9 protein-coding genes and 1 tRNA gene are annotated in these 12,078 nt (G+C 59.7%); 6 read left to right on the forward strand and 4 right to left on the reverse strand.

The window, feature by feature from the left end:
* Positions 1–190: 190 nt before the first annotated feature.
* From yidC to rpmH, 3 genes are read right to left on the reverse strand one after another with little or no spacing between them, the layout of a single operon-like run.
* Positions 191–1,999 (reverse strand): membrane protein insertase YidC, encoded by a 1,809-nt coding sequence (gene yidC / locus J3A65_RS19965; RefSeq protein ID WP_062453972.1) that lies wholly within the window; start codon positions 1,997–1,999, stop codon positions 191–193.
* Positions 1,999–2,391: a ribonuclease P protein component gene (gene rnpA / locus J3A65_RS19970; RefSeq protein ID WP_062453971.1), complete on the reverse strand. Its 393-nt coding sequence runs from the start codon at positions 2,389–2,391 to the stop codon at positions 1,999–2,001. Before rnpA ends, yidC begins: the two co-directional genes overlap by 1 nt.
* A gap of 25 nt (positions 2,392–2,416) precedes the next feature.
* On the reverse strand, positions 2,417–2,551 hold the full coding sequence (gene rpmH, locus J3A65_RS19975) for a 50S ribosomal protein L34 (protein ID WP_062578914.1): 135 nt from the start codon (positions 2,549–2,551) through the stop codon (positions 2,417–2,419).
* Positions 2,552–3,035: 484 nt separating this feature from the next.
* Here rpmH and J3A65_RS19980 point away from each other — a divergent pair, with 484 nt between their 5' ends.
* The 5 genes from J3A65_RS19980 to J3A65_RS20000 all read left to right on the forward strand — a co-directional run bounded on the left by J3A65_RS19980 (position 3,036) and on the right by J3A65_RS20000 (position 9,759).
* Positions 3,036–5,072: a methyl-accepting chemotaxis protein gene (locus J3A65_RS19980; RefSeq protein WP_209903007.1), complete on the forward strand. Its 2,037-nt coding sequence runs from the start codon at positions 3,036–3,038 to the stop codon at positions 5,070–5,072.
* Between the two features lie 296 nt (positions 5,073–5,368).
* Positions 5,369–6,799, forward strand: a complete 1,431-nt coding sequence (locus J3A65_RS19985; RefSeq protein WP_244474024.1) for a HAMP domain-containing sensor histidine kinase — start codon at positions 5,369–5,371, stop codon at positions 6,797–6,799.
* 136 nt (positions 6,800–6,935) lie between these two features.
* Positions 6,936–7,012: transfer RNA gene (locus J3A65_RS19990), tRNA-Arg, on the forward strand.
* Positions 7,013–7,125: 113 nt separating this feature from the next.
* Complete coding sequence (locus J3A65_RS19995; RefSeq protein ID WP_245341595.1) at positions 7,126–8,655, forward strand: glycosyltransferase family 39 protein; 1,530 nt, start codon at positions 7,126–7,128, stop codon at positions 8,653–8,655.
* A 66-nt stretch (positions 8,656–8,721) separates the two neighbouring features.
* Positions 8,722–9,759: a proline racemase family protein gene (locus tag J3A65_RS20000; RefSeq protein ID WP_209903009.1), complete on the forward strand. Its 1,038-nt coding sequence runs from the start codon at positions 8,722–8,724 to the stop codon at positions 9,757–9,759.
* Between the two features lie 38 nt (positions 9,760–9,797).
* On the opposite strand, the gene J3A65_RS20005 is transcribed toward J3A65_RS20000, so the two are convergent.
* The gene (locus J3A65_RS20005) at positions 9,798–10,724 is read right to left on the reverse strand and encodes a tetratricopeptide repeat protein (protein WP_082471820.1); all 927 of its coding nucleotides are present in this window, start codon (positions 10,722–10,724) and stop codon (positions 9,798–9,800) included.
* A gap of 253 nt (positions 10,725–10,977) precedes the next feature.
* On the opposite strand from J3A65_RS20005, the gene pyrC reads away from it, so the two are divergent.
* Positions 10,978–12,021 carry a dihydroorotase gene (gene pyrC, locus J3A65_RS20010; RefSeq protein WP_092663692.1) on the forward strand — a complete coding sequence of 348 codons (1,044 nt, stop codon included), beginning with the start codon at positions 10,978–10,980 and terminating at the stop codon, positions 12,019–12,021.
* The last annotated feature ends 57 nt before the right edge of the window (positions 12,022–12,078 follow it).

Raw genomic sequence — 12,078 nt, forward strand, 5'->3', positions numbered from 1 at the left:
ACTGTTCCGGTTGCTGGAGCAATTCCAGCGTCAGCATGTTCTACTCTGCTTGCGGAACTTGCCTCGGGCAACCTAGCGCCGGCCCAAAGGCGGGACTGATCCACCCACGCCAGCCAATGTCGCTTTCCGCTCGCTAGGCTCTCAATCGGCCAAAGAAAAACCCCGGCGAACCGGGGTTTCTGAAGAATAGCTATTTGGACGCCGCGGGCTTTCGTTTGAACAGCCCCTTCATGTTGTCGAACAGCTCGATCTTGGCGCCGTGGCGCTTCATGATCAGGGCCTGCTGCGACACCGAAAGCGTGTTGTTCCATGCCCAGTAGATCACGAGACCGGCCGGGAACGATGCCAGCATGTAGGTGAAGACCAGCGGCATCCATGTGAAGATCATCGCCTGTGTCGGATCCGGCGGCGTCGGGTTCATGCGCATCTGGATGAACATCGTGATGCCCATGATGATAGGCCAGACGCCGATCATCAAGAAATGCGGGACGTCGTAAGGCAGAAGACCGAACAGATTGAACAGCGATGTCGGGTCCGGCGCAGAAAGGTCCTGGATCCAGCCGAAGAACGGCGCATGCCGCATTTCGATGGTGGTATAGATCACCTTGTAGAGCGCAAAGAAGACAGGGATCTGCAGCACCACAGGCCAGCAACCGGCGATCGGGTTGATCTTTTCTTCCTTGTAGAGCGCCATCATCGCCTGCTGAAGGGCCATGCGGTCATCACCGTGCTTGGCCTTCAGCTCTTCCATCCGCGGCTGCATGCGCTTCATGTTGGCCATGGAGGCATACTGCTTGCTCGCCAGCGGGAAGAAGAGCAGCTTGACGACGACGGTTGTCAAAAGGATTGCCACGCCGAAATTGCCCACGTGACGGAAGAAGAAGTCCATCAGTTTGAACATTGGCTTGGTGATGAAGTAGAACCAGCCCCAGTCGATCACCAGATCGAAATGCGGGATCTTGAGCTGCTCGACATACTGGTCGATCAGCGGAACTTCCTTGGCGCCGGCAAACACGAGGCTCTTCAGCTCTGTCGACTGGCCGGGAGCGATCGAAAGCGCGTCGCCCTTGTAATCCGCCTGGTAACGCGGCTGGCCGTCGGTGAAATGCGTGAAGCGGGATTCGAACGGCATCGCCTGTGGCGGCACGATCGTCGAGGCCCAGTATTTGTCGGTAATGCCGAGCCAGCCGCCGGTCGCCTTCGTGTTGGCGACAGCCTCTTCCTCGATATTGTGATAGGTATGTTCGCTGAGGCTGCCGTCGGCACCGAGAACGCCGATGAAGCCTTCGTGGATGACCCAGACGGACGGCGTTGCCGGCTTGTTGTAACGGGTCACGCGGCCATAGGAGGAGATCGAAACCGGCTCTTGGGTCGGGTTGTCGATCTTGTCGTTGACCGTGATCATGTAGTGTTCGTCGATCGCGATGGTGCGGTTGAAGACGATGCCCTTGTCGTTCGTGAACGACAGCGTCACCGGCGTTTCGCGCGTCAGCCGGTCGCCGCCAGCAAGCGTCCACCGCGTGCCGGAACCGGGTACGGTGCCGCTGGTGTCACTGCCGATGTAACCAAGCTCGGTGAAATAGCCGTCTCTGGTATCGGCCGGGGAGAATAGCGTGATGATCGGGCTCTTGTCGTCGACCGTCTCATGATATTCGCGAAGCTTCAGATCGTCGAAGCGAGCGCCGACCAGGTTGATGGAGCCCGAGACGGCCGCGGTCTCGATCGCAACGCGCGGAGACTTTGCAAGCGCCTCTTCGCGGGTAGCCGTCGCCTGCGCCTGGTTTGCGCCAGGAAGGTTGCCGGTCGAGGTTGCAGCGCCCGGGCTTTCCGGCGTGAAGTTCTGTCCGGCCTGCTCGGTGGTCTGCTGCTGCTGCGCAAGCCGTGCTTCGTCGGCGCGCTGCTGAGCTTCCATCCTCGGGTTCATATAGAGGAACTGCCAGGCAAGGACGATCATCACAGAAAGTGCGATCGCGATGAAGTAATTGCGGTTTTTTTCCATCATGCTTTCCTGGAAAGGGTCTCCTCGGACCGCTTCGATTTCGGCAGGCTTTCGATGCGCTCGATGAGCTGTGCCGTCATGTCTGCAAACGGGGTCTTGAGGACCTCCCTCCGCGCGACAATGACATAGTCGTGTCCGTTCTTCATTGCAAATGCGGCTGAGTGCCGAACCGCCTCTTTCAGGCGGCGGCGCATGCGGTTTCGTTCAACCGCGTTGCCGTGCTTCTTGGTAACAGTAAATCCGACCCGCGGCGCTTCGTCCGGCTGATGTCGATCAAGGACTTCCAGAAGGAAAGTCCGGCCGCGTCGGGTTTCACCCTTTCGCACGGCAAGGAACTGCGGCCGGCTTTTCAGCCGCCCGGCAGTCTTCTTGTTCGTAGGTTCGGTCGTCATCGCCCGCTATCCGGGCATCCCGGCGTTAAGCCGAGAGACGAGCGCGGCCACGTGAGCGGCGAGCGGCAAGAACCTTCTGGCCACCCTTGGTTGCCATGCGGGCGCGGAAGCCGTGACGACGCTTGCGAACAAGCTTGGACGGCTGGTAGGTACGCTTCATTTTTTTAATACCGCGGTGTGCGGCCCTTCTTGAAGTTTGCTTCGTTAAAAGCAAGAGCGTTTAGGAAACGTTCGGGCGCCGGCCGCAGTGCGACTGGGAGCCTTGTGAACGTGCGCGGCTTATAAGGGGAAGAGGCGCGAAAAGTCAATCGCAGCACCGCGATTGCGCTCGGTTCCGGGCAAGTGTCTGACGAAGTTGGCTGGATTCTGGATGTCGCGTTAACGCTTGTGTCCACACGGGCTTTCCATGTCCTGTAAGCCTGACGGATGAAAACCGTGCTTTCCCGGAGTAGACCCCATGTATTTTCGTGGATTCGGGAGACTTCAGTCAGTTGCGAGGCAGCGCTAGACTAGGCAGGCGCTCACTAACTGAGCTTTTGATCATCAACAAATGTTAATCTCTCAGTGCTATTTCTCGCACCATCAAGATGTAGGAGTTTAGGGCCCTCCGCATTTTTTAATTTGTCGCTTCGGGGGAATGCATTGTGAAGATAAGAGCCAAGATCAACATGCTCGTTGGTGTGATGAGCGTTGTAACCTGTGTCATCGGTGGCATATCGCTCTTCGCAGTCCAGAAATACAATCAGCAGACCAGAGACTATGCTGCTGTTGCGCAGCGCGTGTACCAGGGTGAGCATCTTAACCGCATGGTGACGGCCGTTGTTATGGATGCGCGGGGCGTCTATGCAGCCAAGGACGCAGCAAGCGCCAAGCCGTTCGGCGATGGTATCATGAAATCGCTTGCCGAAATCGAGAAGCTCCTCGCCGCTTGGGGGCCGACCGTCCCGGCGGAGGAGAAGGAAATCTTCGACAAGCTCGTCGCGCGCTTCCAGGAATTTAAGGCCTTCCGCTCCGAGACTGCGCGTCTGGGCCAAGCCGAAGGGCCACAGGCCGCCAACGTTCAGGGCAATAACGACGCCAATCGCGCCAACCGCAAGGCTTACCAGGAGCAGATCGACGCAATCGTCAAGATCGACCAGGCGGCGATGGACAAGCTCAGCGCCGAAATCGACGGCTTTGGCGACATGATCTTCTACAGCGTGCTCGGCGCTACCCTGCTGGGTGTGATGGGTGGTCTGGCATTCGGAATTTCGCTCGGTCGCAAGCAGATAAGCCAGCCAATTCTCGAGCTCACGTCTTCGATGAAGCGCCTGGCCACCGGCGACTACGCTGCAGCTGTGCCCTTTGCCGGCCGTGCCGACGAAATCGGAGACATGGCCGAGGCTGTCGGCGTGTTCAAGAAGAACGGCCTCGAGGTGGCGCGGATGAGCGGTGCCGAAGCAGAGATGCGATCGAAGAACGATGATCTTCAGGCGCGTATGGCCAACGTCGTCGGCGCAGCGGTCGAAGGTGATTTTTCGCGGCGCATAGACAAGCAGTGGGGCGATGAAAACCTCGACCGGTTCGCACGCAATGTCGATCAGCTTGTCTCAAGTGTCGATGCAGGCGTGGCGGAAACGCGCCGTGTCATCGGCAGCTTGGCGGAAGGCAAGTTCGACGACAGCATGGCTGGCCATTTCAAGGGCGCCTTTGCCGAACTGCAGCAGAACGTCAATGCGACGATGGACACGCTGCGTGGCACCATGCGCAACATCCGTGCCGGAACCGGCGCGATGAACGACGGAGCATCCGAACTCAGCTCCGCCGTCAACGATCTCTCCAAGCGCACCGAGCAGCAGGCAGCAGCTCTGGAAGAAACCTCGGCGGCACTCGACGAGATCACAGCTGTCGTGAAGACCTCGACAGAGCGCGCCACCGAGGCGACCGTGATGGTGAGCGAAGCCAAGACCAGTGCCGTGCAGTCCGGTGAGGTGGTGCGCAGCGCCGTCGACGCCATGGGCCGTATCGAGCAGGCATCGCGCGAGATTGCCCAGATTACCAACGTCATCGACGAGATTGCCTTCCAGACCAACCTCTTGGCGCTCAACGCCGGTGTCGAGGCAGCTCGTGCGGGCGAAGCCGGCAAGGGATTTGCCGTCGTCGCACAGGAAGTGCGCGAACTGGCGCAGCGGTCTGCCAGTGCGGCCAAGGATATCAAGGCGCTGATCGGCAAGTCCGGTGACGAAGTAGCGGCCGGCGTGCGTCTCGTCCAGAACACCGGCCATGCCCTGTCCGACATTGAATCCCGCGTCATCAGCATCAACGATCACATCAACTCGATCGCGGTTGCATCGCGCGAGCAGGCGACCGGCTTGGCGGAGATCAACAGCGCCATCAACCAGATGGATCAGGTGACGCAGCAAAATGCCGCGATGGTGGAAGAAACATCCGCCGCGACCTCGAGGCTTTCCGGTGAAGCGGACAATCTTTTCGCACTCGTATCCAAGTTCCGGATCGACGGAGAAGCGTCGGGTCATCGTGCGCCCGTCGCGGTCGCTTCCGGTTCTGCCTCCGCAAGAACACCGGCGCCCCGCGTGTCCCCGGTCAAGACCATGACCAAATCGATCGCCCGCGCCTTTGGCGGCGGATCCGCCGCTGCGGCAGCGGCGCCGTCGGCAAGCGCGGACTGGGAAGAGTTCTGAGCCGAACCAACCGTGCAAGCGAACAGGGGCCCAGGTGGTATCGTCCATCCGGGCCCTTTGTTTTTGTCGGTTCTGTCGTGCTTCAATCTAGCCCAGGAAACGCTCCAAGGCCGACTTCCGGTTGGGGGGTGGAAAAAATGCGCCAGAAAGCTAGAATATGCAGATGATTGCAGCCACCACCGAACGGCTGGACAGGCGAGATAACGATGACGAGCCACATGGATGATGGGGCCGAAACTCCAAAGCAGGAGCAATCGGCGCAGACCGGAACAGCCTCCAGGGCGTCTGCCGAGCAGATGCCGCAGCTTTTCCGTGGGCTCTCCGGTCGTCTTCTCTGGCTGACGATCGTCTTCGTGATGCTGGCCGAAATCCTGATCTTCATGCCGTCTGTTGCCGGCATGCGGATGAACTGGCTGCGTGACCGGCTGGATACTGCCGCTGCGGCCGGAATCGTCATCGACGGACTTCAGCCGGCGGAACTGCCCCGCGCCGTACAGGACGACACGCTTCTTGCCACCGGAACCAAGGTGATTGCGCTGCGCAAGGACGGGACCTCGCGCCTGCTGGCAGCAGTCGATGTGCCGCCGCAGATCGACGAGCAGTATGATCTGACCGATACGCCGCTTCTGGTGACGATGCGCGACGCGCTGGACACGCTGTTTTTGGGCGGCGGACGCGTCATGCGCATCTACGGCCCGATCGGCGAAAGCGACATGATCATCGAACTGGTCATGACCGATGATGCTCTGCGCAAGGATATGCTCAAATACGCGAAGATGATGTTTCTCCTGTCACTCCTGATTTCGATCATCACGGCAGTTCTTATCTTCCTCGCCATCAACCGCATGATGATCCTGCCGATCCGCCGCCTGACGAAAAGCATGCAGAAATTTTCCGAGCAGCCGGAAGATCCTGCGCGTGTGTTTACTGCCGACCGGTCTCGTGGCGAGCTCGCCGTCGCCGGCCGGCATTTGTCGGCCATGCAGACGGAGCTGCAGCGGACGCTGAAACAACAGCGCAACCTGGCCGATCTCGGTCTCGCCGTCTCCAAGATCAACCACGACATGCGCAACATCCTTGCGTCAGCGCAGCTGATGTCGGACCGCCTGACCGATGTCGAAGATCCGATGGTGCGCAGCTTCGCACCAAAACTGTTGCGCACGATCGACCGCGCCGTCGGCTACACGACCGAAGTGCTGGCTTATGGGCAGGCCTCGGAAGCCGCGCCGAAGCGGCGCCGGATTCTTCTCGCCGAACTTTTCCAGGAAGTCCGCGACATCCTGGCCATCGATCCTGATGCCGGCATCGAATTTCACGATCAGATCGCCGTCGATCTCGAGGTCGATTGCGACAGCGAACAGATCTTCCGGGTGATCCACAACCTCTGCCGCAACGCGCTGCAGGCGCTGGTGACGTTCGAGCCGGACGACAAGTCGATTGCGCGCCGCATCACGGTCTCAGCCCACAGGGTCGGCAGCGTCGTCAGCATCATGATTGACGACACCGGCCCCGGCATGCCCCGCAAGGCCCGCGAGAACCTGTTCTCGGCCTTCCGCGGTTCGGCCCGGTCCGGCGGCACCGGTCTTGGCCTGGTGATCGCACGCGAGCTTGTCCTTGCCCATGGCGGCACGATTGCGCTGGTGGAAAAGCCGACCGAGGGTACTCAGTTCCGCATCGAAATTCCCGACCGTCCCGTATCGCTGGACGACTACCGCGCCCGCGCCTGATCGCAAAATCACGCAAATTCAGGGGCTTGCGAACTATTTGACATGAAAATGACAGTCGCTGACCGAAAATCGCTTGCAATCCTTTGCCGCAGCATTTAGAGGATCGCCACGCAAGCAAAACACACTGCTTGCAGACGCACCCGTAGCTCAGCTGGATAGAGCACCAGACTACGAATCTGGGGGTCAGGAGTTCGAATCTCTTCGGGTGCGCCATTCTCTTCTTCCCAAAAATGTTCTCTCAACTCTCGGTCCGCCGGCAATCATTTTTGTTGATTTGTCGATAGGGGATATGCGACCTGCTGTTCCGTCAATTCGGAGCGAGAACCATGCAGAAGGCAAACATGCTGTCATCGAGAGACGGTGGCTCCGGCGCTAGTGGGGGCATCTCCGGCTTTCTTTCCGGTGGTGTGAAGCCGGTCGCGGTGTTGTTCGGCATCTACTTCATACTCAGCATCGCCATTCGCGTGTCGCTTCCCAATTCGTTGACGCTCGACGAGGCTGAGCAGTCGCTCAACTCGCAGTTCTGGCTGCTCGGCTACGGACCGCAGCCGCCTTTCTACAACTGGGTACAGAACCTGTTCGTTGGCGCGCTGGACATCTCGCTGCTGTCGCTGGCGCTGCCCCGGTTCGGAATGCTGTTCCTGGTCTATCTGTTCATGGGCCTTGCCGCGCGGGAACTGCAGGTCAGCCGCAGCTTTGCCGGCCTTGCTATGCTCAGCCTGACGCTGCTGCCGCAGGTTTCCTTCATGCCGCAGCAGGATCTTACCCACACGATCGCGCTCCTGATGGCGACCTCCCTGTTTTTCTACGGTCTTTGCCGCACGCTGGTGCGTCCTGACTGGCAGGGATATGCGATCATCGGCATTGCGATCGGGATCGGTACGATCTCGAAGTACAATTTCGTCATCCTTCCTGCCGCGACCATCGTGGCGGTTGCGCTCGATCGGGACTGGCGCGCGCGTCTTCTTGATCCGCGCATGCTGCTTGCCGCCGTCATCTGCATTGCCATCGTCCTGCCGCACGCGGTCTGGCTTCTCGGCAATCTCGATCTCGCAACGCGTGGCACGCTCGGCAAAATGGTTGAGTCGGATGCGCCGCAGGGTGTTTTCCGCGTCACCAAGGCGCTCGGATCGCTCCTCGTCGCCTGCCTCGCCTTTGGCGCACTGGCTGTCGTCGTGCTGGCACTTGCATTCAAGTCGTCGGTCAAGCGGGCGGTCAGGGCAGGCGATCGCTGGACCACGCTGTTTGGCCGCATCATGCTGTTCTCGCTGGTTGGCGTGGTTGCGGTCGTCCTCGTGGCTGGAACGACACGGATCACCGAGCGCTGGCTCGACCCTTATCTGCTGGCATTGCCGCTATATCTGCTGCTGAAATTCGATCGCGCCGGGGCCGACCTTGGTTTGGGTTTCAAACGGCTGGTCCCCGTGTTTCTGGTGATCATGGTGGTCGTGCTGGTACCGGGGCCGGCAAAGGTTCTGACGGCAGGCCTGCTTGGACCTCCGGGCCGTATCAATATGCCGTTTGCTGACCTGGCAAAGCAGATCCGCACCGAGGATCGCCCGGCAACCATTCTGGCGCTCGGGATGCATCTTTCCGGCAATATCCGCATGCAGTTTCCCGATGTACCGGTGTTCGACATCGACAGCGCATCAGTCAAGCGCGCGATGCGGGATCTCGCGCCGCCGGTCCTGGTGATCGAGGCGGATGGAGACGGTGCCGTTGTCGAGCCGAAACTCGATGCGGCAATGCTGGAAAGCGCGACTGGTCTTTCCGCCACCGATTTCCGGACAAGGCTCGTTCCGTATCATCGCGCGCCGGACCGAAACATGGGCTTCCGGTACCTCTGGCTTCGCTGAGGCCGGTTTCAAAGAGATCAGGCCGGTGAGATCCGGCAAAAGGTTCAAGCGCGTCAGGGGCGAAACATGAGATGGAAACGTACGATCCAGTTGCTGGATGTCCATGCCGAAGGTGAGATCGGACGGGTCGCAATCGGTGGCGTCCCGAAGATCCCGGGCGATACGGTCGCAGCCCAGCTTGCCTGGTTGAATTCCGATCCCAAGGGCCACGAACTGCGCCGCTTCCTCTGCCTGGAACCGCGTGGCGCCCCGATCGGTTCCGTCAACCTGCTGCTGCCGGCGAAGCATCCGGATGCGGATGCAGCCTTTGTGATCCTCCAGCCGGATCAGGCGCATGCCAGTTCCGGGTCCAACTCCATCTGCGCCACCACCGCGCTTCTGGAAGCCGGTATCGTCGAGATGAAAGAGCCCGAGACGGTCGTGACGCTGGAAACGGCTGCGGGCCTCGTCAGGGCCGTTGCTACCTGCCGCGACGGACGATGCGAGAAGGTGAAGCTCACCATGGTGCCGTCCTTTGTCCATCAGCTTGATGTGACGATCAGCACACCGCAATGGGGAGATGTCACGCTCGACCTGTCCTACGGCGGCATCTTCTATGCATTGGTTGATGTCGACCAGATCGGCCTGAAGATCGAGAAGGGCAATGCCGCGGAACTGGTCAAGGCCGGCATGATCCTGAAGGATCTGGTCAACCGGCAGGTCGAGGTCGTACACCCTGAAATTCCCGAAATTTCCGGCGTTGCTTATGTGATGTTTCGCGATACGGAAGTGGATGGCACGGTTAGAACCTGTACGACAATGTGGCCGGGCCGGGCAGACAGGTCGCCCTGCGGCACCGGCAACTCGGCCAATCTCGCAACGCTTCACGCGCGCGGCAGGGCAAAGGTCGGAGACAGCTTCATCTCGCGCTCCATCATCGGCACTCAGTTCGAAGTGGGATTGGCTGCCGAAACGACGGTAGCCGGCAAACCTGCGATCATTCCGACGATAGCGGGACGCGGTTTTACATTCGGTCTGCACCAGATCGCGCTTGATCCGTTCGATCCACTGGCCGATGGTTTCGCGATGACGGATGTCTGGGGTCCGTCAGCCGGAGAGATCTAAGCGGAGGCCGTCGGCGAGCCTGCGTTGTCTCGAAAGTCTTAGATATCTCTGCCGTTCTTGGCAGGAGTCTCAATGTCGCCTTGCTTCAGAACCAGCGTGTTCATACCCTCGTTCATGTCCTGCTTCGGCTGAGCGGGGATCATGCCGAGTTCCTGGAATTCCATGACCTTCTGGGCGCCGAACAGGTCGCCCTTCTCGGCAGCCTTGCGATAGAGGTCGACCGCCTTCTGGGCGTCGGCCGTAATGCCTTCACCGCTTTCGTACATCAGGCCGAGATTGATCATCGCATCGGTATTGCCGCGCTGTGCAGCCAGATCGTACCAGGCAATCGCCGTCTGATCGTCGGCCGGCAACATAGTGCCTTCGTCATAAATCGCGCCGATATTGAACGCAGCGGTATCGTCGCCTTCAGCAGCTGCCTTTTCAAACCAGGTGAGCGCCTTGGTGACGTCGACCTGAGTTCCCAGGCCATCGCGATAGGCGACGCCAAGATTGTAGGCTGCGAGCCGGTTACCGCCGTTTGCGGCTTCGGTATAGAGACGGAATTCCTGCTGCTCGTCACCGAGGCGGCCCATCAGCATGCCGAAGTTAACCTTGGCTGCAGGGTAGTTTGCTTCGGCAGCTACATTATAAGCCGTCATCGCCTGATCGGCCTGTTCGGAATTATTGAGCGCGCGGCCCAGCTGATAGGCGAAACGCGGGTTGCCGGTCGCCTCGTAAGCGGTGCGGCACGCATCAACGGCCTTAACGTCGATGTTTGCGATATCGACCGGAGCAAATGAACCATTGCGCTGCTCGTCGAACGGGCTGCCGGCAAGCTGGTCGCACTCGGTCTGAAGAGCTACAGTCACGAGGAGGTTGGAACGCTCCTGGGCACTCAGGGAAACCGTCAATGCACAGAAAGCTGCGGCAGCGCCTGCTGCAATTGCCAATCCCCTGTTGACTTTCGAATTAAGGGATTTCATCTTCTCGCTCCGGCTGGTAGAACTGTTCGATTGGTGGACGAACGCCGGAAATGCGGACTGGTTCCTGCCGATCTTAAGCTTTCATTGATAAATGGTATCCAGCCTGTGCACATTTGCGTGTAATCGGGGCGTGTAGTGATGGGGTTCCACACTATCGTCCGCGTCAGTTTGTTGTCGCGGTGATTGTTTTGAGCGGAATGTTGATGCTAAGGGGGATGAACTCTTCCAGCGCCAACAACCGCCCAGAGGCCCCATGAATACCATCAGTATCCGCCGCCCCGACGACTGGCATCTGCATTTGCGCGACGGCGCGGTTCTCGAAGGGGTGATCGGCGATACCAGCCGGCATTTCGCGCGCGCGATCATTATGCCCAATCTGGTCCCGCCGGTGGTCACGACCGCAGACGCAAGAGCGTACCGCGAACGGATCATGGCGGCATTGCCCAAGGGCGACCGGTTCGAACCGCTGATGACGCTGTACCTGACGGAACAGACCGATCCCAATGATCTCGAAGACGGCAAGAACAGCGGCCTGATCACCGCAGTCAAACTCTACCCCGCCGGTGCCACCACCAACTCGCATGGTGGCGTGCGCGATTTCGACAAGGCGATGCCGGCGCTCGAGCGCATGGCAAAGATCGGCCTGCCGCTTTGCGTACACGGCGAAGTCACGACGCCGGACGTCGATATCTTCGACCGCGAAGCCGTCTTCATCGAGACCGTTCTCGATCCGCTGCGCAAGCGCCTGCCGGAACTGAAGGTGACGATGGAGCATGTGACCACGGCCGACGGCATCGACTATATCAAGTCGGCCGAATCCAATCTGGCCGGAACGATCACCACCCATCACCTGATCATCAACCGCAACGCGCTTCTCGTCGGCGGTATCCGCCCGCATTATTACTGCCTGCCGGTCGCCAAGCGCGAAAACCATCGCCTGGCACTGAGAGCCGCTGCGACTTCCGGCGATGCCCGCTTCTTCCTCGGCACCGATTCGGCGCCGCATGTGGATCCGCTGAAGGAATGCGGTTGCGGTTGCGCCGGCATCTATACCTCGCTCAACACCATGAGCTGCCTTGCCCATGTGTTCGAACAGGATAACGCGCTCGACAAGCTCGAAGCCTTCACCTCGCTGAACGGCCCTGCTTGGTATGGTCTGGCGCCCAACGAAGAACGCATCTCGATGGTTCGCCAGGCTGATCCGGTTGCTTTCCCGGACAAGCGGGACACGGGGGCTGGCCTCATCACCGTGTTTGATCCGATGTTTCCGCTGCACTGGGAAGTCGTTGAAACCTAAGCGGCATTTGGCAGGAAATTTAAGCTTGACGGTTGCTTGGTAATAATTTGGAGACAA

It is taken from the genome of Rhizobium sp. PvP014, from assembly GCF_017876855.1.
In the GTDB taxonomy this organism is placed as follows: Bacteria; Pseudomonadota; Alphaproteobacteria; order Rhizobiales; family Rhizobiaceae; genus Neorhizobium; species Neorhizobium soli.